This window comes from Clostridium tunisiense TJ (genome assembly GCF_000300195.1).
In the GTDB taxonomy this organism is placed as follows: domain Bacteria; phylum Bacillota; class Clostridia; order Clostridiales; family Clostridiaceae; genus Clostridium_J; species Clostridium_J tunisiense.
Genome location: NZ_AMQH01000012.1, coordinates 357,444 through 383,907 on the forward strand (window position 1 = coordinate 357,444; position 26,464 = coordinate 383,907).

Annotated in this window: 27 protein-coding genes, 1 pseudogene and 1 riboswitch; of the genes and pseudogenes, 27 read left to right on the forward strand and 1 reads right to left on the reverse strand. The window is 30.2% G+C overall.

Going from position 1 to position 26,464, the window contains the following annotated elements:
• Window positions 1–7: 7 nt before the first annotated feature.
• The 23 genes and pseudogenes from C661_RS0113570 (at window position 8) to C661_RS0113695 (ending at window position 20,988) form a co-directional block, all read left to right on the forward strand.
• The gene (locus C661_RS0113570) at window positions 8–394 is read left to right on the forward strand and encodes a VOC family protein (protein ID WP_017415880.1); all 387 of its coding nucleotides are present in this window, start codon (window positions 8–10) and stop codon (window positions 392–394) included.
• Between the two features lie 323 nt (window positions 395–717).
• The gene (locus C661_RS0113575; RefSeq protein WP_017415881.1) at window positions 718–1,857 is read left to right on the forward strand and encodes an alpha/beta hydrolase; all 1,140 of its coding nucleotides are present in this window, start codon (window positions 718–720) and stop codon (window positions 1,855–1,857) included.
• A 527-nt stretch (window positions 1,858–2,384) separates the two neighbouring features.
• Window positions 2,385–2,723, forward strand: a complete 339-nt coding sequence (locus C661_RS0113580; protein ID WP_017415882.1) for a hypothetical protein — start codon at window positions 2,385–2,387, stop codon at window positions 2,721–2,723.
• 267 nt (window positions 2,724–2,990) lie between these two features.
• On the forward strand, window positions 2,991–3,224 hold the full coding sequence (locus C661_RS0113585; RefSeq protein WP_017415883.1) for a hypothetical protein: 234 nt from the start codon (window positions 2,991–2,993) through the stop codon (window positions 3,222–3,224).
• A 470-nt stretch (window positions 3,225–3,694) separates the two neighbouring features.
• Window positions 3,695–3,895 carry a DNA-3-methyladenine glycosylase gene (locus C661_RS23170; protein WP_278244014.1) on the forward strand — a complete coding sequence of 67 codons (201 nt, stop codon included), beginning with the start codon at window positions 3,695–3,697 and terminating at the stop codon, window positions 3,893–3,895.
• 368 nt (window positions 3,896–4,263) lie between these two features.
• Window positions 4,264–5,122: pseudogene (locus tag C661_RS21965) on the forward strand (AraC family transcriptional regulator).
• A gap of 452 nt (window positions 5,123–5,574) precedes the next feature.
• Window positions 5,575–6,072 (forward strand): ASCH domain-containing protein, encoded by a 498-nt coding sequence (locus C661_RS0113600; protein ID WP_017415885.1) that lies wholly within the window; start codon window positions 5,575–5,577, stop codon window positions 6,070–6,072.
• A gap of 387 nt (window positions 6,073–6,459) precedes the next feature.
• Window positions 6,460–6,933 (forward strand): hypothetical protein, encoded by a 474-nt coding sequence (locus tag C661_RS0113610; RefSeq protein ID WP_017415887.1) that lies wholly within the window; start codon window positions 6,460–6,462, stop codon window positions 6,931–6,933.
• A gap of 234 nt (window positions 6,934–7,167) precedes the next feature.
• On the forward strand, window positions 7,168–8,034 hold the full coding sequence (locus C661_RS0113620; RefSeq protein WP_017415889.1) for a nucleotidyltransferase domain-containing protein: 867 nt from the start codon (window positions 7,168–7,170) through the stop codon (window positions 8,032–8,034).
• A gap of 202 nt (window positions 8,035–8,236) precedes the next feature.
• On the forward strand, window positions 8,237–9,064 hold the full coding sequence (locus C661_RS0113630; RefSeq protein ID WP_017415891.1) for a P-loop NTPase family protein: 828 nt from the start codon (window positions 8,237–8,239) through the stop codon (window positions 9,062–9,064).
• A 259-nt stretch (window positions 9,065–9,323) separates the two neighbouring features.
• Entirely contained in the window at window positions 9,324–9,914 is a 591-nt protein-coding gene (locus C661_RS0113635; RefSeq protein WP_017415892.1) for a GNAT family N-acetyltransferase, read from the forward strand.
• Window positions 9,915–9,990: 76 nt separating this feature from the next.
• Window positions 9,991–10,620, forward strand: a complete 630-nt coding sequence (locus tag C661_RS0113640; RefSeq protein ID WP_017415893.1) for a CPBP family intramembrane glutamic endopeptidase — start codon at window positions 9,991–9,993, stop codon at window positions 10,618–10,620.
• 54 nt (window positions 10,621–10,674) lie between these two features.
• Window positions 10,675–11,202 carry an NUDIX hydrolase gene (locus C661_RS0113645; RefSeq protein WP_017415894.1) on the forward strand — a complete coding sequence of 176 codons (528 nt, stop codon included), beginning with the start codon at window positions 10,675–10,677 and terminating at the stop codon, window positions 11,200–11,202.
• Window positions 11,203–11,397: 195 nt separating this feature from the next.
• Window positions 11,398–11,709 (forward strand): Type 1 glutamine amidotransferase-like domain-containing protein, encoded by a 312-nt coding sequence (locus C661_RS21970; RefSeq protein ID WP_017415895.1) that lies wholly within the window; start codon window positions 11,398–11,400, stop codon window positions 11,707–11,709.
• On the forward strand, window positions 11,681–12,619 hold the full coding sequence (locus tag C661_RS21975) for an alpha/beta hydrolase family protein (RefSeq protein ID WP_157785696.1): 939 nt from the start codon (window positions 11,681–11,683) through the stop codon (window positions 12,617–12,619). Before C661_RS21970 ends, C661_RS21975 begins: the two co-directional genes overlap by 29 nt.
• Before the next feature lie 244 nt (window positions 12,620–12,863).
• A complete protein-coding gene (locus C661_RS0113655; RefSeq protein WP_017415897.1) occupies window positions 12,864–13,433 on the forward strand; it encodes a hypothetical protein in 570 nt (189 codons plus the stop codon).
• A gap of 453 nt (window positions 13,434–13,886) precedes the next feature.
• A complete protein-coding gene (locus C661_RS0113660; RefSeq protein ID WP_017415898.1) occupies window positions 13,887–14,552 on the forward strand; it encodes an acyltransferase in 666 nt (221 codons plus the stop codon).
• 409 nt (window positions 14,553–14,961) lie between these two features.
• Entirely contained in the window at window positions 14,962–15,309 is a 348-nt protein-coding gene (locus C661_RS0113665; protein WP_017415899.1) for a TIGR04076 family protein, read from the forward strand.
• 190 nt (window positions 15,310–15,499) lie between these two features.
• Entirely contained in the window at window positions 15,500–16,279 is a 780-nt protein-coding gene (locus C661_RS0113670; RefSeq protein WP_017415900.1) for an alpha/beta fold hydrolase, read from the forward strand.
• 114 nt (window positions 16,280–16,393) lie between these two features.
• The gene (locus C661_RS0113675) at window positions 16,394–17,005 is read left to right on the forward strand and encodes a DUF6273 domain-containing protein (RefSeq protein ID WP_017415901.1); all 612 of its coding nucleotides are present in this window, start codon (window positions 16,394–16,396) and stop codon (window positions 17,003–17,005) included.
• Between the two features lie 409 nt (window positions 17,006–17,414).
• Window positions 17,415–17,506, forward strand: a riboswitch (yybP-ykoY riboswitch).
• A 196-nt stretch (window positions 17,507–17,702) separates the two neighbouring features.
• The gene (locus C661_RS0113680) at window positions 17,703–18,419 is read left to right on the forward strand and encodes a TMEM165/GDT1 family protein (RefSeq protein ID WP_017415902.1); all 717 of its coding nucleotides are present in this window, start codon (window positions 17,703–17,705) and stop codon (window positions 18,417–18,419) included.
• Window positions 18,420–18,859: 440 nt separating this feature from the next.
• Window positions 18,860–19,777 (forward strand): DUF2935 domain-containing protein, encoded by a 918-nt coding sequence (locus C661_RS0113685; protein ID WP_017415903.1) that lies wholly within the window; start codon window positions 18,860–18,862, stop codon window positions 19,775–19,777.
• Window positions 19,778–20,310: 533 nt separating this feature from the next.
• Complete coding sequence (locus tag C661_RS0113695) at window positions 20,311–20,988, forward strand: CPBP family intramembrane glutamic endopeptidase (RefSeq protein WP_017415904.1); 678 nt, start codon at window positions 20,311–20,313, stop codon at window positions 20,986–20,988.
• A gap of 213 nt (window positions 20,989–21,201) precedes the next feature.
• On the opposite strand, the gene C661_RS0113700 is transcribed toward C661_RS0113695, so the two are convergent.
• Window positions 21,202–22,059 carry a hypothetical protein gene (locus tag C661_RS0113700; RefSeq protein ID WP_017415905.1) on the reverse strand — a complete coding sequence of 286 codons (858 nt, stop codon included), beginning with the start codon at window positions 22,057–22,059 and terminating at the stop codon, window positions 21,202–21,204.
• A gap of 576 nt (window positions 22,060–22,635) precedes the next feature.
• Between C661_RS0113700 and C661_RS0113710 the strand changes: the two genes are divergently transcribed.
• From C661_RS0113710 to C661_RS0113730, 4 genes are all read left to right on the forward strand, one after another.
• A complete protein-coding gene (locus C661_RS0113710; RefSeq protein ID WP_017415907.1) occupies window positions 22,636–23,235 on the forward strand; it encodes a hypothetical protein in 600 nt (199 codons plus the stop codon).
• A 442-nt stretch (window positions 23,236–23,677) separates the two neighbouring features.
• Window positions 23,678–24,433, forward strand: coding sequence for a class I SAM-dependent methyltransferase (locus C661_RS0113720; protein WP_017415909.1), 756 nt, complete (start codon window positions 23,678–23,680; stop codon window positions 24,431–24,433).
• 93 nt (window positions 24,434–24,526) lie between these two features.
• The gene (locus C661_RS0113725) at window positions 24,527–24,970 is read left to right on the forward strand and encodes a hypothetical protein (protein WP_017415910.1); all 444 of its coding nucleotides are present in this window, start codon (window positions 24,527–24,529) and stop codon (window positions 24,968–24,970) included.
• A gap of 353 nt (window positions 24,971–25,323) precedes the next feature.
• The gene (locus C661_RS0113730; protein ID WP_017415911.1) at window positions 25,324–26,391 is read left to right on the forward strand and encodes a DUF6688 domain-containing protein; all 1,068 of its coding nucleotides are present in this window, start codon (window positions 25,324–25,326) and stop codon (window positions 26,389–26,391) included.
• Window positions 26,392–26,464: the final 73 nt, after the last annotated feature.

Genomic DNA, 26,464 nt, shown 5'->3' on the forward strand with positions numbered 1-26,464 from the left:
GGAAAATATGAAAAATTATACTCAGGTTTATGTGAAAAGTAGTTTTGAAGCGGCAGAAATGTATTGCGAAGCCTTTGGCGCAGAAATTACATTTGAAGTAAAAAATGATACCGAAACTGCTTATGCACACTGTGAATTATCCGTAAATGGTGAAGGTTTTTTAGCATTAAGCGAAGCAGTAAACCCTTGTGACATAAACATAGTTCACAAAATGAAATGGGAAACTATGACTTTTAATGTTTTTGAGATGGGAAGCGAAGAATCGGTTTATAATGCCTTTAATATTTTGAGTAATGGCGGTGTTATTATTAATCCCATTCAGGAAGTTCCATGGAGCAAGTGTTGTGCGACTGTTATAGACAAATTTGGAGTGTGTTGGTGGATTGCAATATGATAAACCCAATAAGCATAATACGAAGCTGACAAATTCCAATTTCTAGAGTTGAAGTAAAACAACTTTAGTTTTTATATAAGTAATGAAAAGACATAGGCATATTATTACAGTAATTATATGGTAAAATAAAATTAGTATAATAGTTGTTGTAGTAAATTAATATGTAAGAAATAAGAATTTATTTGGAGGAACTTAATGGAGTCAAGTTAATATACTACCAAATAAAAAAGATTAAAGCAACAGAAATTCCCCAATGGGGTGCTTTTCTAAGAAAACAGTTCCATTCAGTGAGATATGAGATTTATGTAATAAGGAGAACACTTATGAAAGTAGGAAGAGTAACAAGAGTCTTAATTGATAAAGATAGAACAGAAAGCTTTTTAACAATTAATGAAAAAGAGAAAATAGTTATCAGTATATTTTACCAAGCAGATCAAGAGTTTGATGCTGCAGAAAAAGCATATTACAAGGACTTATATGAACCAAATAGTGAAGAGTTTATTAAGAGGTTTGGAGACAATAATGAAGAGAGAAAGGAATACTTAAGAACTATAAAGATAAATACATTTAATAATGCTCCAATTACAAAAGAAAATAAAAAGTTTCCAGTTATTTTATTTTCAGGTGGACTAGGTATGGGAAGAGACTTTTATATGTTTAATATTGAAGAGTTGGTAGCGAAAGGGTATATAGTGGTAACAGTTGGACATATTTATGATACTGAATTTACTATTTTGCCTGATGGAACAATAGTTGAACAAGATGAAGCTGTTAAAGATCATACTAAAGAAGCAAGAGAAAAATTAATTAGTATTAGGAAGAAAGATGTTTTATTTGTTTTACATGAACTTAATAATTTGAATAAAAAAGATGCAATTATTAAAAATAAAATGAATTTGAATAAAATAGGTGCTGTTGGTCATTCCATTGGTGCATATACATTATTTGAGAGTTTTAAAGAAGATGAAAGAATTAAAGTTTTAATTATGCTTGATGGAAGCTTACAGTATATTAATTTAAACAAAGAAATAGCAGAAGGTAAAAAACTTAATAAACCATTACTTAACTTTAGGAAGGGATTAAATAAATATGATGAAAGAATGAAATCCTTTATAGAAAAAAATAAGGACAAGTTTGATGGTGAATTATTTAAAGATTTTATAATAAGAGAGCATTACACTATAATAAATCAAGAAGAAGGACAAGAACAGTTAATAAAATATTTGGATAAATATCAATCATCAATTAAATTATGTAACACAGAGCATATGACTTTTTCAGATTGGTTTATAGTTAAAAAAGAATTAAAAAATAATGAAATGATACCTGTAGAAGAAGCTCACAGGATTATTAATTATGTTATAGTTTCATTTTTAGATGAATTTTTATGTGAGGTTAATCAAGGGTATACTGATATTCTGAAGAGTGAGAGATATAGTAATCTTAAGTTGCTAGAGAACTAATTATATTCACACTTATAAATTTCCAAGTAAATATGACCTACCTTTTCAATTAAAACTAATCCACTAAGCAGCCAGTAGTCAGAGAAAAATGTGACTTGTTGGATGCTTAATTATATTTCTATTCTATAATATTCAACTTATATGTTGAGAATTTTAGTAGATTCATATTAATTTAAATTTCTTTTGAGCTTTGATAAATACCGAGAACTTGCTTAATTCAATAAGCCCAAGTTTATAAGAAAACTTAAGCAGCTACTAAGAAAAGTTTCTAAGGAGCTAGTATCCTCAGGGTAAATTTCTCAGATGCTTATTTTTATTTGTCTTAAAATTTAAATTCAACTAATAGGTAGGCAATTTACAGTTAAAGCTTTAAGGACTTTCAAGTCTTAGTTGCAAATTACCTTTGATTTAAATTTTAAGAAGGTTAAGAAAAGGTGTAGGTATATTATTACAGTAATTTTATGGTAGAATGGAATTAATTAGGTAGTACGTTATAGTAATTTAAGGCGAATTAAATGGAGGATATTATGGTAGGAAAGTATAAAGTAATAACTTTGTGCGGGAGTACGAGGTTTAAAGATGAGTTCTTGAAAGTACAAAAACAATTAACTCTACAAGGAAATATAGTTATTTCAGTAGGAATGTTTGGACATGCTGATGGTGAGTTTGAAAATGTCATCACTCCTAAAACTAAAGTAATGCTTGACGATATACATAAAAGAAAAATTGATATGTCTGATGAAATTTATGTAATTAACAAAAATGGATATATAGGCGAAAGTACAAAAGGTGAAATAGAATATGCTATAAAGAATGGAAAAAGGGTTGATTATTTAGAGTGCTGTAATGCTTACTCAGTTTTGTAATATGATAATTAAGCGACTTAACTAATGAAATTTAGAGTTATAATAATGTTCTTTGAAAATTGAATAATACGGTATTAAAATATCAAGTAGCAGAAGTACATTGGAAATTAATGCAATAAATTGGTAGGTATGATAAACTTTTCTTATGAGTTAAGTCATAGTTGTAATTTAATGTGACATATGAAAAATGTAAAACAACATAATAAATAGTAATTTATCTATTAGATTTTAATCAAGAATTATACTTTTTATGTAGGAGGTTACTAAATGAGGTTTAAAATTAATAAAGGTATTAAAGCAAAAATCTTATTTGGAATTGGAATGGTACTATTAATTTGTTATTTGGGAGGCATATTTTATATTTACAATGTTCAAGAGTATAGCCCATATGCTTCTACTGGGGCTGAACTTGATGTTTTAATTCACAGCGTATTGTTTTTACCTTCAACTGCAATATTCTTTATATTATCTCTTATATTACACATAAAAACAAAAAAGTGAATCGTGGTGTCTATTACGAGTATATAAATTCCGATTTGTAAAGTTTATATAAAATAATTTTAGATTTAATTCTATCATATATTTCATATTTAACGACTAAAATTAAAAACCAAATAATTTTTCTAAATGCCGTATTATTCAGTAATGAATTTTACGGCATTTTTACGTCGCAATCCAATAACTAACTATACCTTAAAAATAGAGAGTATCCATAGTATTCAATGATACTAAAACATGTGTAAATAATACTTTGTAGACAGTATAGCTATACCTGGTATTTATAGTCTACAAAGTATTTGTAGAAATAGACTATTTGCCCTATAGACCAATGGATTTGTGTAGCATATCAAATAGCATTTCCTAAAAGCAAATAGAAGAGTGCATTGTTTATATATCAACAAAGTGAAGGTACTGGTATTACTGATGTTTCTGATTATAGGTATAGATAACAAATAAGTTAAGACATTAAAATATTCAAATCAAAGTCATTAGAGGCAAATATCATTGAAACACCTGGTTATATCATAGATGCAAATAATGAAGGAATTTCAGTCGCCACCAATAAAGGTATTCTGATTATAGAAATATTACAGTTTCCAGGAGGAAAACCTCTTGAGGTAAAAGAATTTTTAAAAGGAAATAAAATAGAAAAGGGCATTGTATTATCATAATCATAATTGATTAATAGTCTATATAGGACTACAATATTATGATTATTGGTCAGTAATATTCTTAAAGAGTGGTTTAGCTAACAAAATACTTGTATTTTTAGGGGGAGATGAGTAGGAGTGTATACATATGATTTTAAGACCAGGATACAGATTACAAAGGGATGGTCAAATGATAAAAAAATATTGCGTTACAACCAATGATGGGAAAAAATGCAACAGTAGAATCTTATAGCTTCAATATAAATAGTAATTTGATTTATAGGTTATTTATATATACAATCTTTCAGACAAGACAAAACATAGCACAAAAAGTCGGGAACAACCACTTGAAAAGAGATAAGATAAATATACAGACAGGGGGAGTGATTATGAGGTGGCTTGAAGGAATTGGTGAAGCTATTAACTATATTGAGGAGAATATTACTGAAGAAATTTCAATAGAAAGTATTGCAAAAAAAAGCATTTATGTCTCCATTCTACTTCCAAAAAGGCTTTGGAATGCTTTGTGGTTTTACCGTTGGAGAGTATATCAGACAACGCAGGCTTACCCTTGCCTGCAGTGAGCTTGTTTCCACTAATGAAAAAGTTATTGATATTGCACTGAAGTATGGCTACGACTCACCAGATAGTTTCACAAAAGCTTTTATTCGATTTCATGGTGTCACACCTACTGCTGTTCGAAAAGATGGAGCAATGATTAAATCCTTTGCTCCACTCAAAATCAAATTTTCATTGGAAGGTGGTTATATTATGGATTACAAAATTGTTGAAAAAGATTCGTTCACTATCATGGGGGCATCAAAAGTATTCAAATATGATAATGCAAATACAAAAGTTCCACAGTTTTGGACAGATCGTTATGAGGCAGGAAATGGAGATTTTGTATGTGGAATGTACGGAGTAAGCATAGATGAGAGCATGGGTTCAGATGAGTTTGAATATTTAATTGCAGATAATTACAATCCAACTATAGAAATACCTAATGGTTTTGTTACAAAGATTATTCCTAAACACACCTGGGCAGTTTTTGCTTGTAAGGGCCCAATGCCGAAAGCTTTGCAAGATGGAAACAAAAAAATCTTTTCAGAATGGTTACCTAACTGTAAGGACTATGAAATTGCAGCAGGTTACAATATTGAAATGTACACCAATATAGCTGATTATCCTCAAGGTAATCAAGATGAAAACTACTACAGCGAAATTTGGATTCCTGTTAAGAAAAAATAACTATTTAAAACAGCATAATTCGAAGTTCATTAAGTATTCCAATTTGTAGAGTTGAAGTAAGATAATTTTAGGTTTTAGACCTTTCAAATATCTATTTAATTGCATCCTATAATATGAAGGGTTAAATATAAACCCGAGGTTTACGAGAAAGTTTAAGTAGCCACTAAGAAAAGTACCCAAGGAGTTATTAAGATCTGGAGTAATTTTCTCAGTGGCTCTTTTTCTGCATCTTAGATTTAAATTCAAGTAGTAGGTAGACAACTTTTAGCTAAACAGCTTATTTTTCTGTGTCTTAAAATTTAAATTCTACGAAGGTAATAAAAAGGTGAAGGTATATTATTACAGTAATTTTGTGGTAAAATTAACTTACTAGAGTTATAAAAGAAATCTAACTAAAGTGAAACCAGTAATTTATGACGAGACAGATTATTTATTACGAGGAGGATATAAAGATGGGGAAAGAACATATATCAGTGAAAAAAATGTGGGAAGATTATTTAACCTTAATTGGTGAGAGTCTTGAAAGTACTAATAAGAGTTACACTTCATGGTACTTTTGTGATAATGAAAGAAGTGCCAATAATTTAGCGGAATTAGTGAGAGAAGGAACTAAAAGAGGAACAACTGGACTTTATGATTTATATAAAATAGATAATGAGGAACTTCCTTTAGTTGATAGTTATAGTGTTATTACAAATTGGAATGGAATTGCCCAATGTATCATAAGAACTAAAAAAGTAACAATACTTCCTTTTAAAGATGTAAATGAGGAACTTGCAAATATAGAAGGTGAAGGTGATAAATCTTTAAGATATTGGAAAAAGGTACACATGGATTTTTTCACAAGAGAATTAAAAGAGTTTGATATGTATTTTTCACAAGATATGTCAGTAGTATTTGAAGAGTTTGAAGTGGTATATAAACAAATATTTGATGCAGAACATTCTTAGTCTATGACATAAGAGTAATTTTCAAAGAAATAGGTCTTGTTTAAATGAGAGGGGAGTTAATTATGGTACCTAATAATATCATTGAACAATATGAAGTAAAAACTAATGATATTCTTATGGTATGCTGTGACGGAATGAGCGACTGGGAATCAAAAGAAAAAAATATAAAACTTTAATTGACTTTGGGTTAAAAGATGGAATTGGAAGTTTGATATCTGAATCAAAGGAACTTGCAGTAAATACCCAAAACTATTTTGATGATATGACTGATATATCCATAAAATGGGCTGAGTAAATGAGTTTCTTCAAGTTTTTTTCTTTTTTCTGATTTGAGTAATATGAGTAAAATATTCCGTTATAAATAGTTATGTATAGGGGGAAGAATATATGAATTATAGTAATTATCTTAACAAGGTTTCACAACGTTATACTGGAGTTGATGAAATTCAATTAAATTCACTTGAAGTAAAAAGTATGTATGAAGAAGTTTTCCAAATGAAATGGCTAGCAACAAAATTAAAAATTTTTTCATTTATATCTTATACTAACAAAATTGATGCTAGCGATATTGTTACTTATTCGTATGCCTGTGTAGATTACTCTTTGAAGAATTATAAAGGTTTACCTAGAGGAATGCAAAACGGGATATCAACATTTAACGTACTTGTATCTGAAAATGTCTCAAAAGAAGCAATAAAATTTGCTACATCAAGACCTAAAAAGCACTTTTCACTTTTTGAAATGCCAATTATTTTTGACTTGACTAATGAAAAAATTTACTACTACAAAAATACACCTATGTGGGGATCCATTTATTATAAATACTTTAGGGAGTATATTGAAACCCATTTTAATGTTTAGATTATTACTGCATAATTAGAAAGATATAAAGAATTAAAGAGGTAGTATAAATAATGCCTAAAGTAGGGGTCTTTGCAGCTGTCTTTGATGAAAAGGACAAAATATTATGCGTAAAAATAATACTGCGCTTAAAGCCTTATAAAATGCGGGTTTTCAAAATTGGGAGCGAAAAATAAGTTGTATAATAGTTCGTTGTAGTAAATTATTGTGTATTTTAATTAATAGGGGGATAAAATGGGGAATTTAAATTATCACTGTAAGTGGAGGTTAGAGTTAGCAAAGAAAATTTGCGAAAAGATAAGGGGTGTGGAAGGTACAAAGGGTATAAGGGCAATAATTGTGGGCGGTTCAGTTGCAAGAGGTTATGCTGATGAATATTCAGATATAGAAATACCTATATTTTGGGAAGAACTTCCCAATGAGAAGCTTCGAAAACTTATAGTAAAAGAATTAAATGCAGAATTTTTTTATCCATATAATCATGAAGCAAGAGAGGACAATATCATTGTAAATGAGCTTAGGATTGATTTATGGCACATTACTCTTGAACAAGAAGAACAAGTTATAAAATCTGTAATTGAAGACTTTGAAATTGATTTTGGAAGTAGTAACGCTATAGATACCATAAGAACTTGCATACCTATATTTGGAGAAGAAATAATAAGCTCTTGGAAAACTAAAGCAAAAGAATATCCAAAACAGATTGCAATAAGTAGTATTAATAAAGCCTTACAATCCATAGATAGTACACAGGTTGAACTTTTGATACAAAGAGAGAATTCAACATTATTGTTTGAACATATTGCTAATCTCCAAAAAAACATATTTATAATACTACTTGCCTTAAACAAAGAATACTTTCCAACTTTTAAATGGATGTATAAATCACTTGAAGGTTTTAAAATCAAACCTGATAATGTTGAACAAAGATTTAGAGATGTTTTTAATTATTCCATAAAGGAAGCATATGAAAATACCTTGGCTATTTTGTTTGAAACCATTGATATGATTAACAACATATATCCAGAAGTTAATACAAATATAGTGTTAAGTAAACTAAAATCCGCTCGAATACCCCACCTTCAGCCTATAGATATTTAAGTTTTAGAAAGAGTTGAGATAATGGAAATTGAAGATAGGGTTACAAATATGGAAGATTTTTTATTCTTTAAAAGTATAAGGGGAAGGATTAATTGGTTACAGTTAATACTTAACAATTTTATAGTAGAAATTAATTGAAGGTTATATGCGTAAGCTTATTATTTATTAAGTCATTTTATGAGAGATGGGAGTTAATATAGGTATGAAAAGAACAGTATACTTTATTGAAGGATTACCTGGCACTGGAAAATCAACGATTTCCAAGTGGCTAGAAGAAAAAACTGGCGCAAAATGTATTTTAGAAAGTGACTTAAATTACCCTAATGATTTATGTAATGTAGCAGGTATTCCATTAGATGTTTACAATAAAATTTCTTGCGAATTTCCTATTATAGACGATTTCATTAAACAACATGGTATGTATATATATGTAAATATTGAAGAGGTAAGAAACTGTTTTCCAAATGAACATAAATTATTGAGTATATTATCGGAATGGGATATTGGGGATGAATTTAATCAGCATATGACACTTTCACATTATATTCCATGTACTTTAGAGTTTTTTAATAATCGTTTTGCTCAATTACAAGAAGATTATCATAGCATAATATTTGATAGTGTGTGGCTTCAAAACCCCATAAATGAACTTCTTTCAAGAAATGCAGATAGTGAAACAATAATAAAGTATTGTTCTTCACTTGCTGAAATGTTAAAAGAGTTTAGCCTTTACTGTATTCACTTGAAACGAGATAGTGCTGATAAAACAATTAAATTTGCAACCTATGCAAAAGGAGAACAATGGACAGCTCGCGTTACTGAATTGTTCACTAAGACACCTTATGGAACTACTCATAAATTAGAAGGTTTTAATGGGTTAATCAAATATTTCTCAGAAAGAGCTAAAATTGAAGAAGAAATCTTATCCCGTAGGATTATAAAGTGTTTACAATATACTGTTGATGAAAGTAATTGGGATAAAGTGAAAGAGTTAATATGGGAAGATTTAAAGGATAGTATAATTATTTAAATCTATACCACTATAAAATAATTCAAAGTAACCTTAAAATATGTCTTAATCATAGAAATATGGTTAACTTAAACTTGCAAAAGTATAAGGGGTATGTGGGTTTTACATAGCTTTATTAACAATGTATAGAGCATATTTAAGCTTTTTAACATACTCTAAAAACTGTCATTTTACTCTTAGAGAGAAATAGAAGGATCATATAGTTAAAGATAAATAGGAATTTGAATTGTAAATTATTTATATTACTGGAGGTAAATGAATGGATATTGAGATACGCAAGTTAATACCAGAGCTTGCAGAAGATTATGTGCATTTTTTTGACACTACGCCACACGATAACAATGTGGATGAGCATAAATGCTATTGTGTGTGTTGGTGTAATGATGATTATGAGGGAAAAGATTTTTCAACAGTAGAGAAAAGAAGAGAATGTGCCTTACAATATGTTAAAGGCAATAACATTCAAGGTTATCTTGTTTATAGTGGTGATACGGTTGTTGGATGGTGCAACGCAAATACGAAATCAGATTGTTTGAAATGCGCTAGTTGGCGAAGATTTATGGATTATGTACCTTTAGAGCAATCTAACACAGGCATAAAGGTGAAATCCATATTTTGTTTCGTGATTGCGCCGGAGATGAAAAGAAAAGGCATTGCCACACTTCTATTGGAACGTGTGTGTAAGGATGCGGTTCAGGATGGATTTGACTTTGTGGAGGCATACCCATACAAAGAATCTAGTTATCAATCATCAGATTTTGGCGGCCATTTTGAGATGTATAAAAAAAGTGGATTTAATGTGTCTTTTGAGACTGAACAAGGGCTTGTCATGAGGAAGCGGTTAAAGTAGTACTTTTCAAAATAAGCAATATATTAAGCTGACTAATTCCAATTTATAGAGTTAATTATTGGGGGGGGGATAAAGGATGAAAGATGGTAGAGAACACACTATTAGAAGAATTATTGGATTATTAGTTTTTCTTCAGTTATTATTATTTGGAATAAAACAATGTCTTTTTATTTTTTTCAAAAGAACTGATTATTTAGACAGCATGGCATCTATGTTTACTATGATAATTATTATAGTTTTATTTATAATTTTCACAAGAAAACAGAATGTATCACTTTTAATATTTCCTGAAAAATTTGGTGTGTTTTATAAACTTGCTACCATTGTTGTGGTAGTTCTATTTATTACCACTCCGTCTAATTTTACTGGTGGATCTCAAGCAATAACCTTACTTGTTTACAGTAGTATCGTGACACCAATTTTTGAAGAGTTGATATTCCGAGGGTATGTTTGGAATAAACTTAGTACAATATTTTCAAAAGAATGGAAAACATATATTGTTTCTACAATACTATTTGCATTGTGGCATATCGGTTATATTAGTGCTATTGCCTTTCGTGTGGAAAGTGGACTTGTAAATGCTATGATATGGAAAGTAATATCAGGTTTGTGCTTTGGAATTATTTTAGGGGCTATTCGATTAAAAACTAAAAACAGTTACTCAACAATATTGTTGCATGGAGTCCTAAATATATTTGGTAGATAAATATTACATTCCGAATTTGAAGTTAAATTATAATTTAGGGGGGTACTGTATTATATGGAAATGATTGATATTTATGACGAATTAGGTCAAAAATGTGGTAAGACCGAGGAAAAATACGAGACTCATAGAAAAGGACTTATTCATAAAGGTGTTTGTGTATGGATTATTAATTCTAATGATGAGATACTACTACAAACTCGAAATAGTCAAGTTATGTTCCCAAATATGATGGATATTTCATTTTCAGGGCATATCCAAGCTGGTGAAACATCTTTAGAAGCAGCTATACGAGAAGGAAAAGAAGAACTTGGCATTGATTTAGAAATGGATAAACTCCAGTATCTCTTTTCGTGTCGAGAGTATGGGGAAGTTGATGGATATATTGAAAATGAAATAGATGATGTGTTCCTTTATAGAACGGATATTCTTTTAGAGGAGTATTCTTTCTACGATAATGAAGTGAAAGAGGTATCCTATGTTTCACTTGAGAAATTCAAAATAATGGTAGAAACACATTCCACAATGCTTATGCCTTACAAAACACATTATATTTTTTTACTAACAGCCTTGGATAGGTGGTAAATTTAGTCGATTATATGGACTTGATTTCGTACTTACCATGACAAATTCCAATTTCTAAAGTTGAAGTAATACAACTTTAGTTTTTATGTAAGTAATTAAAAGACATAGGTATATTATTTCAGCAATTATATGGGGAAAAAAAATGTTTTAAAAGTAGCTGTAGTAAATTAATCAAAGTTAGTTAGGAGGATTGTTATGGGAAAAATTGTAACTGTTGGAGGGGTAAATCCACCATCATCACTGGACTTGATTGATAAGGAAATTATAAAGCTTACTAATAAAAAGTATCCCAAAATACTTTATGTTCCTACAGCGGGTGGAGACAACCTAGGTTATTGTGATTTTTACAGAGGAATATATGAAGGACGTTTTGGCTGTGAAATGGATGTGCTTTTTTTAATCAACGAAACACCCACAGAAAAAGAAATCCGAGAAAAAATATTTTCATCAGATATTATATATGTAGGTGGAGGTTTACATGATGGACTTGAAGTCAGGGATTTCTGAAATTATTGGTATTAAAGCTGATGATATACCAGCTTCAATTGAATATAGGATAATAGAATCCATAAAAGAAGTTGGGTATGAGAGACAGCTTATTAAGTATAACACCAATGGAGATACAGTCAGTGCCTTTCTTTTAATTCCCGATGTTCTTAATAATAATCCTGCAATACTAATAAATCACCAGCATAACAGCCAGCGGCATTTAGGGAAAAGTGAGGTATGCGGATTAGCTGGTAATCCCTTGCAGGCTTTTGGACCAGAATTAGCGAGAAAGGGATTTGTTGTTTTAGCACCTGACTCGATATGCTTTGAAGAGAGACGGAAAGATGCGCAGGGGATAGTACCTCTACCAGGGGATGAGGATTTTTTTCAACATTTAAATGAAATGTGTTACCGTATCTTAAAGGGTGATAATCTTATGAAAAAAGTACTGCTTGACGCTATGAACGGAGTAACTTTACTGTCTGAACTTACTTTTACTGATAATAAAAAGATTTGCTCACTGGGGCATTCTTATGGTGGAAACACCGTGCTATTCCTGTCTGCATTAGATGAACGGATCTGTTTTAGCTGTGCAAGTGGAAGCGCATGCACCTATGAGAACCGAATGCTAAATGATGTAGGTATTGAACTGGCAAGCGTGATTCCGGGTTTCAACAAAAGCTATGATATATTTGATTTAGTACACTGTATTGCTCCAAGACCGTTATTGATTGTCTCTGCGGATGAAGACAAATACTCGAGGGATGCAGACTTTATTGTTGAAGAAGCTCGTCCATCATATGCAAAATATGGGGCTCATAATAAATTATGTCATAAGAGATATAATGGTGGACATGGACTGACAAAAGAGAGGTTTGATTACATCATCGAATGGTTGTGTATGAGTGCTGAAAACACCGTATTATAAGCGTTATATGAAGATATTTTACTTCACCTTCTTCTTAAGATATGTCTTAATCATAGAATTATAATTAATTTAAACCTACAAAAATATAAATGGTATGTAGTTTATACATAATCTTTCTACCAATAAATAAAGCGTATTTAAGCTTTCTGATATACCCTTTAAGACTTGTGCTTTTAATTTAAGAGAGGAACAGAAGAATTGTATAATTAAAGGTAAATAGCAATGTAAAGGGGTGGATTGTGTTTTGAAGAAATACCTTTATCATGGCTCTGATTATTCTGGAATTACAGAATTGGAAGCTCGTTCTAAACTCTATAATACCGATAAAAAAGTAGTATATTTGACAGATAATATTCCCTATGCATTGTATTATATTTGGGATGAAAAACACAACGGCTATAGTGGGAAACATGTTACAGGTTGGATTAAGAATGGAGTTGCATATTATGAAGAGCAATTTCCTGATCAATTAAAAACTTTCTATAAAGGAGTTTCTGGCTATCTCTATTGCATTTCCAAGAATTCTGGTATTCAATCCGTTGAAAACAGAGAATGTCTGTATTATAGTTTGAAAAATACCGTTATAGCTAAAGTTGATTATATTTCTGTTGTATATGAAGAACTTTTGAAATATGAAGCATCAGGTAAGTTTAAGGTGTTACGATACAACGAACAATCGAAAAAGCGTCAAGACGAACTAATTGATTTGATTGCAATAAGTATTGTTAAGTCAGACTTTTTCAAGGACAATGAAGCCAAGGCACAGTTTATGAAAAAATATTTTGTTAAGGCATGGGAGAAGGCTCTTAAGTAGCAATAAATTTCAATTTTCAGTTGAGAGTATAAATTCCAATTTCTAGAGTTGAAGTAAGATAATTTTAGTTTTTTGATCTTTCAAATATCTATTTAGTTGCATCCTATAATATGAAGAGTTCAATACAAGCCCTAGGTTTATGAAAAATTTAAGTAGTCACTAAGAAAAGTACCCAAGCAGTTATTAAGCTATGGTGCAATTTTCTCAGTGGCTTATTTTCATGCCACTAAAAGTTTAAACTCAACTAATAGGTAGGCATTCATATCTGAAGCTTATACGACCTTTAAATCGCAATTGGAATTTGTTTTTGACTTAATTTTTATGTAAGTAATGAAAAGGTACAGGTATATTATTACAGTAATTTTGTGGTAAAATTGAATTACTAGAGTTATATAAGAATTTAATATAAAGTCAAACTAGTAGATTATGAAAAATACATTAAGGAGGATTATTATGGGGATTTCTGTTGATGAACTTTTTACATTGAGTGAATTAGATGCACAAGCAATATTTTGTGGGGTTAAGTATCCTTGGGAAGTTCTTGCAAGTATTAATACTTTTATTTTTGAATATGCAAAAACTTTGCCTAATGATTTTGAAAGAATAGAGGAATTTATATGGGTTGGCAAAGGCACTACTATTGAAAAAAGTGCTCTGATAAAAGGTCCTGCGATAATTGGTTATAATTGTGAAATCAGACATTCTGCTTATATTAGAGGAAATGTTATCATTGGTAATGATGTTGTTGTTGGAAACTCAACTGAAATTAAAAATTCAATTCTCTTTAACAAAGTGCAGGTTCCACATTATAATTATGTTAGTGATTCAATATTAGGGTATAAATCCCATTTAGGGGCTGGTGCAATAACCTCCAATTTAAAATCTAATGGAACATTGGTAAAAGTAAAATATGGTACAGATATTATTGAAACTGGTTTAAGAAAATTTGGCGCAATTTTAGGTGATTCATCGGAAGTAGGATGTAATGCAGTTTTAAACCCAGGGACAATATTAGGGAAAGATAGTATCGTTTATCCATTATGTTCTGTGAGGGGTTATATTCCAGAGAATAGTATTTTGAAAAGTAGTGGTGAAATTGTAGAGAGAAAACAAAGTTAAGTAATTAGAATATTTGTCTAGGATTTCGGTTCTAGAAGTAAGTTTTACAGTATTTTACTTCACCAAATTCTTAAAATATGTCTTAACCATAGAATTATGATTAATTTAAATATATATAAATATGAAGGTTATGTAGTTTCTGCATAGCCTTTCTTCCAATAAATAAAGCATAGTGAAATGTATAATATACTCTGAAAAACTTGTTCTCCCAATCTAAGAGAGCAATAGAAAAATCATATATAAAAGATTAAGAGTGATTTAGATAACAGAATAATTGGCACCATGATAAATCAAGCCAAAGAAGTACTTAAGTGGTATGATAATATGCAAAATCCCATTCCTACTTGGTATGAGGGCTGCAAAAAATGAGTAAAAAAGAAGTCGATAAAATCTAATTTGGAGGTTAATCATGAAAAAATGGTATGATGAGGAGTACAAATTTGAAATTGAGGTAACTGGGTTTCTTCGCAGTGACCATACAGAGCGGTACTGCCGAAATGGCGAGGAAGTAGGGGATAAGTATACCTGTACCTATGGCTGTCCCGTAAATAAAGATGGGCAGGGTATTTGTTCAAAGGTTATGCTAATTATGTTCCCAATCATGGAGTCGGTGAGAAGTGGCGGGGATTTAGAGAACATAGGTGGCAATGATAAATATAGCAAGGATATTGTATGCCCAGATGGCTGCGTCATGTTCAGGTTGACGGCAAAGAAACTTCACAATGAGAATTTTTATAAAGGGAAGTTTTTTGATTAGTTTTGACTTTTATTGTGGTCAGTTTGAAGATAACTGTAATATATAAATTCCAATTTCTATAGTTGAAGTAATGTAAGATTAAAGACTTGCTCTTTAATCTAAGAGAGCAAGAAAAAATAATATAGTTAAAGAATAATAGTAATTTACTTAGAAGAAGAATAAAGTATTTATATTTAACATGGAGGTTATTATGAAAGAATATATAGTAGATAATGAAAACAATAAGATGAGGTATCATGATTTTCCAGGTAAAGATACCCCAATAATATTTATTCATGGTTTAGGCTGTGCGGGGTCTTTTGATTATCCTGAAGTAGCAGCACAAACTGATTTAATTGAACATAGGCGAATATTAATAGATTTAATTGGCAGTGGATTTAGTGATAAGCCTGATAATTATTTATATAGCATAAAAGAACATGCAGAATATCTGTATAATTTTGTACAAGCTCTAAAACTTGATAAGTTTATTATTTTTGCACATAGTTTAGGAGGACCAATTGCACTTGAACTTGCAGATAAATGCAAACAGAAGATTGAAACAATTATTCTTAGTGAATCCAATTTAGATAAAAGCAGTAAGGGCTCATATAGTTATGAATTTGGAACTTGTGAAGAAGAAGATTTCGTAAGTGGGGTATTTGATGAAGTTGTAAGTGCAAATTCAATTGATAATTCTATGTGGTCAGCTACATTATCAGTTTGTTCTTCAATAGCAATTAGTAGAATTTCAAAGGCTGCAGTTGCTGGCGGAGACCCATCATGGCGTGAAATATTATATTCATTAAAATGTAAAAGGACTTTTATTTTTGGTGAAAAATCTTTACCAGATGATGATAAAGCTGAGTTGGAAAGACAAAGGATAAATATTGAAATTGTCAAATCAGCAGGACATTCTATGGCTTGGGAAAATCCAAAGGGATTAGCAGAAGCAATAAAAAAAGGTATCCTTTATGCACGAGAGTTATAAATATTTGAAAAAATGACAAATCCAATTTGAAGAGTAAAGTATTATTTGTAGCTTTTCTTATCTTTTCAATTTCTAGCCAGGTAGATTACCTATTACAAGGAAAGAAGTGGTTAAATGGAAGATATAAAAATTGACTCATTATTATCATTGGGTGGTTATAATTGGCGTGTGCTTGACATCCAAAAGGGTATGGCTTTGATTATAACTGAAGAAATTATAGAACAACGCCCTTACCATGACGCCTATAAAGATATAACATGGGCTGACTGCGCCTTAAGAAAATATCTTAATGGTGAATTTTATGATAAATTTAACTCAGCCGATAAATCAAGAATAATTCCAGTAATAAATAAAAATCTTGATAATCAGTGGTATGGTGCAAAGGGTGGAGCAGATACAAAAGATTATATATTTTTATTAAGCCTTGAGGAAGTGTGTAAATACTTCGGGGATAGCAGTTCAAAACTGCAAAACCCAGGAAAAAATCAAAGATATTGGTTTGAAAGAAAAGATGAAAACAACAGTAAGCGATTAGCAAGACTTCTAGGTAAAGAAGGAAGTTGGTGGTGGTGGCTTCGATCCCCTGGACGCGTTAATGTAAAAGCTGTGTACATCTTCGGCACTGACGGCAATATAGGAATCCAAGGCAATAATATATTGAAAGGCAACATCAGCGATGGCAAATGTACAGGCGGTGTTCGTCCCGCTTTGTGGTTGAAACTATAAATGTGAGTTTCTATATGAAATATCCTGATTTTCATAGACATAAGGAATCTATTAATAAAGGGCCTTAATTAAAGAATTCTTGAGTTTTAGTTATCTTTGGAAAGAACCTCAATTTATTTGACAATGAACATTAATTTTCCGGTAAGTAAAGAAGATACAGATATATTATTACAGCAATTATATGGCACAATATAATTAGTATGAGTCTATTGCAGCGTATATGAAAGTATGAATAAGGGTTAACCTGAGATGATAAAAATTATCATTTGATAATTATATGAAGATATATTTTTAGGAATATGTGTTAGAGGTATTGGTATTCTATTGTTTTAGAAAATTATTCACAAAACATGTAATATCAATTGACAAAACAACATACAGTATAATATAATTGCTTTGTAAATTAAATAACTTCGTTAAAAGGGAGTAGCTGCCTTGTAAAAGGTGATAAAGTCAACATACTGACCTTTGGTCTGGCTTTATCGTAACTAATCTTAGTTAAGTGAGACTTTTAGCACAATATTTTCATTGTGCTAGAGGTCTTTTTTGATGCAATAAATGATGCATTAAGAAAGGCTTTTAGCAGGATGTTCTATTGTGCTGAAAGTCTTTATTTATTTTTAAAACAAATATGGAAGTTAAACTTAAGGAGGGTAGTTTATTTTAAGCTAAAATTATTTAATTAGGAGGATGAAAAATGGCATCATTTATCAAAGCATTATTATTAGTTGTAGTTGCAGAAATGGGAGATAAAACGCAATTACTTGCTATGGCTATGGCTAGCAAATACAAGGTTAAGCACGTGATGATGGGAGTTTTAATTGCAACTGTTTTGAATCACGCAATGGCAGTTGCAGTGGGAAGTTACCTAGGTAATGTAATTCCTATGAACATAGTAAAGATTGTAGCAGCAGTTTCCTTCCTAGCATTTGGGCTATGGACAATTCGTGGAGACAAACTAGATGAGGAAGATGAGAAAAAAGTAAAATTTGGTCCTATTGTAACAGTAGCTATTGCTTTCTTTATGGCTGAAATGGGAGATAAAACCCAGTTAATGACTGTAAGTATTGCTGCAGAAAATTCAAGTCCTATATTAATACTTCTTGGTACAACAGCAGGTATGCTTGTAGCTGATGGTATAGGTGTTGTAGGTGGTGCATGGATGTGCAAACATGTACCTGAATCATACATTAAATGGATAGCAGGAATAATATTTATGTTCTTTGGAACATTAACTTTATATAATGGTCTGCCAGCAGCATTTTTAAGCCCAGTATATATAATTTTGTTCTTAGCAGTTATGGGACTACTTATTTATCTTTTTGGAGTAAAATTCGCTTATCATGGTCAGTTATGTAATATAGTACTACCAGAACAAGAAGCTTCAGTAGATAAAGAAAGTAATATAAGTTAAAGAGCTTAAATTTCCAAATAACTATTTTGGTATGAACATATTTTTGTTCTTTTCGATTTTTAAGAATCATGTTGTAGATTAATAGCATTAAATGTAGAATCAGTATGTAATAGAAAGTATGTATAGGTATAGAAAAATTACTTCGCAATAAACTATCGCTAAAATCTTACCATTACTCAATTTGCATAAGATATACTTTAAATAATACAAAACTTATAGGAGCCAAGGCATTGCGCCAAGGCTCTTTTTTTATAGAGAAATGTTGCGTAAATCCTTTCACACACGATTTTGACTAAATTGGAAGTAATAATATATTGACCAGTTATATTAAAAAATTTATGGATTGATTAAGCTTAAAATACTACAATATAAGGTAACATTTTCCAAATATTTACAATATAATGAAATTAGTATTAATTATATATTAGGAGAAGTTAAATATGTTATCTGGCTGCGAATTTATACGCCAATCATTAGAATTACATCTTTTTTTTGCAAGAATTATGAAGGAACACTCATTTTTTTTAGAGATAAGCTTCACACCAAAGGATTCAAATTATATTAGTAGGGCAGATGCATTTAGAATGAGGTTCGATAAAATTTTAGATGAAACTATTAGGCTTTCCAATGGAGTTGTTAGTAATAATGTATTAGAGTCCGGTGAAGTAGTTACACCTTTTACCTTAAAAGCTGAAATGGCTTCAGCATATTTTACTGGAGTCAAAATTCCAACAACTTTGACAGAGTCTGAAACTCAATTAGAGGGTAATAATTCAATGATAAATAGCGCTATGCTTGAAGAAAGAGTGTTTATGCTTAATGAAAGAGCTATGGAACTAACTAAAGATTTAGCACTATTTAAGAATAAGTTATTATCAGATGTGCTATCCTGTAGAGTATTTACGGCTAATTATCCATTACTTATTGATCATATTATGAGAGAAGCAAAATTTTATCTTAAACTTGTTAAAAGGCTACAAAATCGTGAAGAAATAGACATTGAGAGGGAGGCTTATGAACAAGAAGTTTTTTGGAATAGAATTATGGCAGAGCATTCAAAGTTTATCCGAGGGCTTCTTGATCCAACTGAAGAAGAGCTAATAAATAAAGCAAATAACTTTGGTAATGAATTTGATGAATTAACAAAAGAAGCAATTGAGAAGTCATTGTCTATTTATGAACTTACAGATGATAGCCTTAAAGCAACCAAAGAAATAAGGAAATTTAAGGCACAAGGCACTCAAGGATTAGTAGAATGCAAAATCAAGTCTATAATAATACCATTATTAGGAGACCATACATTACGTGAAGCAAGCCATTTTTTACGCTTATTGAAAATATTTAAGCATAATCTATAAATTAATAAACATAATGAGAAACAATACTTATAAATAAAAATGTTTTAAAAGACCTTTGTGTATTAAAATACGGCAAAGGTCTTTTTATTACTAATGGTATACTCTTAATGTTGATTTACACTTAAAACTAAACATTAACTATCTTACTAATTAAATTTGAAAAGAATACAGATTCATTTGATAACTACCAAAATATGCTATAATAGTTAAAGAGTATGATAAATAAGTAGGATTAAGTTAAATAAAAAGTAGGGGAATTAGTATGGGAAATATGAACCTTATAGATAGTGAGCATTACTCTATATTAAAAGATGAATATTTAAATAAGAAGGTGGTCAAGTAGAACATGGGATCTGGATCTTATGTGAGAAACTTTTAAGAATGAATAATAACTATAATTTCTTATAATATTTAGTAATGTGAGAATTTCAAAACATACAAAGGGTATTAGCACAGCAATCTAAGGATAATGATAGGGGTTAATAAAATATTTAAGTATAAAAGGGGAAACGGAAAGTGAGAGGGGTATTAATATGGAGCTTGTTAAAACAAAGGGGTTTTATGTATTCTCAATATTATATATTATTTTTATTTCTATAATATCAATATATCTTAATGGCTTTGTAGAATTTGATCCAACTAACTACAAAATGTTATTTATAGCTATTATATTGTGGCTGCTTTTATATATACCAATTCCAATATCTGTGATGAAAGCTAAATATGAAATAAGTGAATTCGGTTTTAAGATTACAAAAGCACTGCTAATATCTCTGCCCATATTTTTAATATTTATTTTACCAAAGGCAAACTATGATATATCAATAAACACATTATATTGGGCAATATTATTTTCCTTTGCAAGAGTAGGAGAAGAAGTATTCTATAGAGGATTTATTTATACTTTATGTTTAAAGTTATTTAAAAATACAAATACGCCGTGGAACTGGGCTATAGTTTTATCTAGTTTATTATTTGCCATGATGCATACTCAATATGACTTTGGTATAATGGTGAGCACTTTTATTTTAGCTATCTTCTTAGGATTATTAAGGCATATCACGGATTCAATATTAATTCCAATTATAATTCATTGTGCCTTAGCTGGCGGCATATTGACTATAATAATGGGAATATTTATATATTTTATATTTGTACTAATAGGGTTCTTAAGAAAAGAAAAAGTATTAGAGTTAGTAAAATTAAGATAAAACTTCAATTTGTAATTAAAAGAGAATTTATTATAAACTAAATCAGGAGGGAAAATGAGAAGTTTAGTATAGATGGGCTTGAAAAACACAAGCCATTCTTTACGAATGGCTTTGTTGAATTATATTATACAACTTTTTTACTATCCAATAAGGATGACTAATGAGCCCTACTGTACTAGTATTCCCTAAACATTGAGTTTCATTAGTAAAAGCTTACAAAGGAATACAAGATTCACAAGGAGTTCCAAATAAGCAAATACCACAATAGTTTGAATCAATATTATAGGCTTCTTTTGTATGTTTTGAAGCAATGTTTCTTTGATATTCTCTACATTTAATCTTATCATGTCCTTTTTCAGTTATAGCATAAGCTGGACATCGCTTTGCACAATTCATACAAGTGCCTCTTGAATAGAACAAACAATACTCATTATGGTTACTATATTTTCTTTTTGTAGGCTTAATTGAAATATTAGCAATAACAGATCCAATTCTTACAGCTGTCCCTAAAGGCGTAATAAGTGCATCAGTTAAACTAAAAGTTCCTAGACCAGAGATATAGGCAACATGACGTTCTGACCAAGTTGAAGCAAAACCATATTTTTCTGATTTTTTATTCTCCCATAAGGAAGATTGCCCTGGTACAATTGCTTTTATCCCTTCATTTTCAAGCAAATTTACAAGAAACTTTCCAATTTTTTCATTAAAAACTTCACCATGGGTACGTGCTAATACGGCCCGTTTCGCCGGATATATGCTATCACATCTTTGCTCAGCTTTTGTCTTTTTAGTTTGCGGAAGTATCCAAGAAATAACCGTTAATTCAATTGGTTGTACTTTTAACTCAGGATAAACTTTTAAGAATATATCCTCCGGTGTCCAATGAAATTCCCCTATATCTTCTTTCAACTTATAATAGATTTCATCATCGCCTTTTGAAAAACCAACCAAAGGAAGGTCCCAAGCCCTTTCGGGTAAACTTTCATCTAATGAGTTATGAATTGAATCGTTAACAAATTCAACAATGGATGATTCTATATATAGCCTTAAATCTTCTATACTCTTGCCCATAAACACCCCTCCAATAAAAACTTCAAAGACATTATCATAGTCAAATGGTCTTAGATACTATCGTAAGCTAAAGAATCATGTTAATAACTTAATTCTCATATTTGCCAGCTGCATTAAGCTATTATACATGTCTAGTATGTTTTCCTCTTTTATTTCAAGTAAATTTTTAAGAAAAGGTGTTGATAAACTGCAAGAGGATTTTATTTTTATGAAAGTAATAAAAAGGTACAGGTATATTATTACAGTAATTATATGGTAGAATGGAGTAGTTATAATAGTTTGTTGTAGTAATCAGGGTGAAATTATTTACATAAATTCCAGCTAATAGTATTATGTAAATATAAAATATTATATTAAAGGAGTAGTTATGATTTCTATTGATATAAAATATAATTCAAAGGATACCTTTGAATTAACACAGTTTATTAGCAAAAAACTTTATAAGAATAACAGCATTGCAATTGGAAGAGTTTTTACAGTTTTTTAAAAAAATAAATGCATAAAACACAGCAGATAGATCTGATTTAGTAGAATTTATCTGCTTTTATTTAAAATATATTGATTTTAGGAGGAGTTATGAAAAAACGTATATTATGTTGTATTATTACTGTAATAATGGCAATTTCATTAGTAGGTTGCCAAAAAGAAACTAAACAAAAAAAGGAAATCCTTAACGAAGCTAGTAACTCTAATTCTACTACTATCATTAATAATACTGCTTTTGAAGATGAGCCAGATAATAGTGTTATTAAAAAAAGATATGAAAATGTTAATAGGGATGAAATAACTTATGAATTAACAGCACAATCATGTTACTACTATGAAAGTAAGGATAATATAATATGCAGTTTGCGCTCAGCTGAAGTACCTAGTATTAATGATAAAAAGTATTGGTATATATTACAAGATTACACTTATGTATGCGAACTTAATCCAACTAAATTAACTTATGATGAGGCAATAAATTTGATTAACAAAGTGCTACCAAATGATATAAAAAAAGAAAGAGAAAAGCTTCACGATGCTGAATCATATTTGATAAGAAGCATCATCTATTCTTCTAGCAAAGGGAATTTTATTGTGCAATTAGTTCACCCTAAAATTGAAGATGAAAACCTTAAGAAGACTACTGATGTTGCTTCTGTAACAGGCCTTTCATACTTAAAAGAAGAATAAAAGGACGTAGTAGCATGATTTTAACCACATAGATATCAATAATTCTTTGTAAAACAATAAAGAAGGTACCGAAGTAATAAATACTTATACCTTAAGGATCAATACTTGATATATAAAGTTAGATGGAGCATAAACATGGATAGACATTTTACAGTTTCTATATTTATAGTATATAAAGATAAAGTATTATTACATTTGCGTAGGAAGGCAAAAAAGATAAATCCTTTGATACAATACCAGGAGATGGTGAGTCTAATTTGCTTAGATGGTATAGTAAAGAAGATTTGAAAAATGCATGTGACATTCAGCATAATATTTTAATGATGGCTAGTGAAGTCTTAGAATTGTTGGGAGAATGATAGGGTTTTGATTGACTATAAAACATTATGGAATATTTCGATTATTATAAAGATAAATAGTAATTTAGAAGGGAGTTTAAATAATGGATTTCAGAAATACATTTGACCAAATACCAGAAACATTTGATAAATATAGACCCAGATATTGTGATGAACTCTTCACAGAAATCATTAATATATCTGATTTAAATTCAAGCAAGGATGTACTTGAAATTGGTCCAGGTACAGGACAAGCAACAGAGCCTATTTTAAAAACTGGCTGTAATTATAAGGCAATTGAACTCGGGGAGAACTTTACAGAATATATGAAAAATAAATATGGGACTTATAGTAATTTTGATATTGTAAATGCTGATTTTGAAGCATTCGATTTTGGAAATCAAACATATGATTTAGTATATTCAGCAGCTACAATTCAATGGATACCTGAAGAAATAGCATTCTCAAAAGCCTACAATATACTAAAACCGGGTGGCATTCTTGCAATGTTTATGACCCGCTCAGATGATAAAAGTGCAAATGAAGAACTGTATAATAGAATAGATGAGGTATATAAAGAACACTTTTCTGTTAAGAAGAGCTATAATTGTAAAATGAAATATGATAATGTTGTGAATTATGGCTTTGTTAATTACAAATATCAAGACTGGAAAAAGGTAAGAACACTTAATGCTGATGAATATATATCATATATTAGTACACATTGTGAGCATATAACTTTAGAAGAGCCTTATAAGTCTAAATTTTACACGGAAGTAAGAAAGGCTATTATAAATTCTGGCAATAAAATCATTATTAACGATACTATTCCATTATATCTTGCTCAAAAACCGCTATAAATTCCAAGTTGCCGAGTTTCTTATAACTAATTATGGAGAAAAATTTATTAACAATGAAATGTACAAATCAGAATTTTAAAAGGAGAAATAGAAATGGAAATGCAGGAGTTTATTAATTTTTTCAAAGATAAAAATGATCACTACGAAATTTCAGATTCTTTTGCAAGTGATGAAAGATATAGACAAAGATGCGGTGGTTATATCAAAAATGCTAAGGCTGCACAGATTGAAATTAACATAAAAAATGCGGAACCTAATCAAAAATGGCATTTACTTACTTCGTATTATGATGAGATATCTGATTGTAAAAAAGATGCTGAAACTTGCTACAATAGATTAAAATGCCCAGAGTTACTTCTCTGGATAGCTGATGCTGCTGGAATTGATTCAGAAATAGTTAGCAAAGCTGCAAGTAAAGCTAGAGAGATTATTGATAGTGGTTCTAATGGTCGTTCAAGAAATAAAGCAGGCTATGAAATAAGAAAAGAAATTATTACTTGGAGAATGATTGAAAAGAAAATTAAGACAGAACTATAAAAATGCTACATATGAATAATGTAAACTAGAAGGTAGATTTAAACTTGTAACGGTTTGTATTTGCTTAAATTGTTAGCTAGGAGATATTTTAAATTATAAGAAGGGTTATAGGGTTTCATCATAGAATTTTAACTTATTTATGATGAATTTCATTCATGATGAGTGGAATTCATCTTCATAAACCCTTAAGGGAACCAAGGTAGGACTCATGTGTGAGTTAAGTTTTAATTCTGGTTTCCTACAAGCAAAAAAATTATGAGGAGATGTGAATTATGGGACCAATTATTTTTATGTTCTTATTACTATTATTATTTGGAGTCCCTATTTTTTAAACTTTAGCCAATATAGTAAGAATGATTTTTTCTTTTAACAACCAAGCTGTAAAGGAAAAGTTTTATAATGTTACGGACTTTTTTACTTTTACCTGTGGCATATTTTATTCATGTAGCTTAATTTTAATGACAGGCTTTAGGGATTATAATGAGGCACTACAAATACCAAACGATACTTCGTCTTTTCATGCTCCAATAGCTTCTTGGCACTCACTAACTATCATAGCTTTATTTGCTATTGGAATTATAGGATATACTGTGCTCAGGATAAGCAAAACCTCTCTACCACCTCTTTTAACGGTATTGATGTTTTCTTTTATGTTTGTGGGGATATTTGCAAGCTTGTTATGGATTGTTCAGCTTTCAAATAATCTTTTTAAAGATGCTATGGTTTTATTTTTAGGTTTATTTCCACTAAATTTTATCCTTTGCTCAGTTACACTTATGAATTATATTCTTAAAAATTATATATTAGATGCTTCAGAAAAGAAAAATCAGTATAAAAACAAAGTTTTATACTGGATTTACGACCTTTTATTAAAAAGCAAGAATTGGGTTGGGGTAGCTGTAGCTTTAATGCTTCCTGTTCTTATAATATTAATGCTTATACTCATTCTCTTAGGACAACAGCCAGATGCCCTTATAAAGGCCTTTACTGAAACAAGCGATTGGACCTTATCTACAAAAATTTCACCTCCGCCAGTTCAGATGGATTCACATTATCTTTGCACCGTTTCCTTAAGAGGACATAAAAAACTAGTAAAGCCTTTAAGGTATGGTATTCGTAGAAATGATAAGATCGTTGTAAACAGGCAGCTTATGATTGCCAATGCCTTTGAGCAGTTAATTGAGGAAAAGGTTCCTAGAACTCATAGGCTTATACGTTACATTTATGATAAGTATGGCTATCCTCTATCCCGTCATATCAATACAGCTTGGAGTGCTGATATTGTCTATGTTTTGATGAAACCTTTGGAATGGTTCTTCTTGGTAGTACTTTATGCTTTAGATAAAAATCCAGAGAATAGGATTGCAAGGCAGTACTTACCAGGTTCCTTAAGTAAAAGGAGTAAGATCTTAAGTAACTAAGTATTGTAAAATATAATTTATGGAAAAGATCCACTTGTAAATAATTGTGAGGTGATATATATGGAGGCGAAAC

Excerpts from the sequence above, each read along its gene's own strand:
- C661_RS0113640 (WP_017415893.1), top strand. The coding sequence starts at position 9,991 with ATGAAAGATGGTAGAGAACACACTATTAGAAGAATTATTGGATTATTA.
- C661_RS0113720 (WP_017415909.1), top strand. The coding sequence starts at position 23,678 with ATGGATTTCAGAAATACATTTGACCAAATACCAGAAACATTTGATAAA.
- C661_RS0113700 (WP_017415905.1), bottom strand. The coding sequence starts at position 22,059 with ATGGGCAAGAGTATAGAAGATTTAAGGCTATATATAGAATCATCCATT.
- C661_RS0113695 (WP_017415904.1), top strand. The coding sequence starts at position 20,311 with ATGGAGCTTGTTAAAACAAAGGGGTTTTATGTATTCTCAATATTATAT.
- C661_RS0113665 (WP_017415899.1), top strand. The coding sequence starts at position 14,962 with ATGAAAAAATGGTATGATGAGGAGTACAAATTTGAAATTGAGGTAACT.
- C661_RS0113725 (WP_017415910.1), top strand. The coding sequence starts at position 24,527 with ATGGAAATGCAGGAGTTTATTAATTTTTTCAAAGATAAAAATGATCAC.
- C661_RS0113575 (WP_017415881.1), top strand. The coding sequence starts at position 718 with ATGAAAGTAGGAAGAGTAACAAGAGTCTTAATTGATAAAGATAGAACA.
- C661_RS0113660 (WP_017415898.1), top strand. The coding sequence starts at position 13,887 with ATGGGGATTTCTGTTGATGAACTTTTTACATTGAGTGAATTAGATGCA.
- C661_RS0113570 (WP_017415880.1), top strand. The coding sequence starts at position 8 with ATGAAAAATTATACTCAGGTTTATGTGAAAAGTAGTTTTGAAGCGGCA.
- C661_RS0113730 (WP_017415911.1), top strand. The coding sequence starts at position 25,324 with ATGATTTTTTCTTTTAACAACCAAGCTGTAAAGGAAAAGTTTTATAAT.
- C661_RS21970 (WP_017415895.1), top strand. The coding sequence starts at position 11,398 with ATGGGAAAAATTGTAACTGTTGGAGGGGTAAATCCACCATCATCACTG.
- C661_RS0113680 (WP_017415902.1), top strand. The coding sequence starts at position 17,703 with ATGGCATCATTTATCAAAGCATTATTATTAGTTGTAGTTGCAGAAATG.
- C661_RS0113620 (WP_017415889.1), top strand. The coding sequence starts at position 7,168 with ATGGGGAATTTAAATTATCACTGTAAGTGGAGGTTAGAGTTAGCAAAG.
- C661_RS0113580 (WP_017415882.1), top strand. The coding sequence starts at position 2,385 with ATGGTAGGAAAGTATAAAGTAATAACTTTGTGCGGGAGTACGAGGTTT.
- C661_RS0113670 (WP_017415900.1), top strand. The coding sequence starts at position 15,500 with ATGAAAGAATATATAGTAGATAATGAAAACAATAAGATGAGGTATCAT.
- C661_RS0113685 (WP_017415903.1), top strand. The coding sequence starts at position 18,860 with ATGTTATCTGGCTGCGAATTTATACGCCAATCATTAGAATTACATCTT.
- C661_RS0113585 (WP_017415883.1), top strand. The coding sequence starts at position 2,991 with ATGAGGTTTAAAATTAATAAAGGTATTAAAGCAAAAATCTTATTTGGA.
- C661_RS0113675 (WP_017415901.1), top strand. The coding sequence starts at position 16,394 with ATGGAAGATATAAAAATTGACTCATTATTATCATTGGGTGGTTATAAT.
- C661_RS0113600 (WP_017415885.1), top strand. The coding sequence starts at position 5,575 with ATGGGGAAAGAACATATATCAGTGAAAAAAATGTGGGAAGATTATTTA.
- C661_RS0113610 (WP_017415887.1), top strand. The coding sequence starts at position 6,460 with ATGAATTATAGTAATTATCTTAACAAGGTTTCACAACGTTATACTGGA.
- C661_RS21975 (WP_157785696.1), top strand. The coding sequence starts at position 11,681 with ATGATGGACTTGAAGTCAGGGATTTCTGAAATTATTGGTATTAAAGCT.
- C661_RS0113645 (WP_017415894.1), top strand. The coding sequence starts at position 10,675 with ATGGAAATGATTGATATTTATGACGAATTAGGTCAAAAATGTGGTAAG.
- C661_RS0113635 (WP_017415892.1), top strand. The coding sequence starts at position 9,324 with ATGGATATTGAGATACGCAAGTTAATACCAGAGCTTGCAGAAGATTAT.
- C661_RS0113630 (WP_017415891.1), top strand. The coding sequence starts at position 8,237 with ATGAAAAGAACAGTATACTTTATTGAAGGATTACCTGGCACTGGAAAA.
- C661_RS0113710 (WP_017415907.1), top strand. The coding sequence starts at position 22,636 with ATGAAAAAACGTATATTATGTTGTATTATTACTGTAATAATGGCAATT.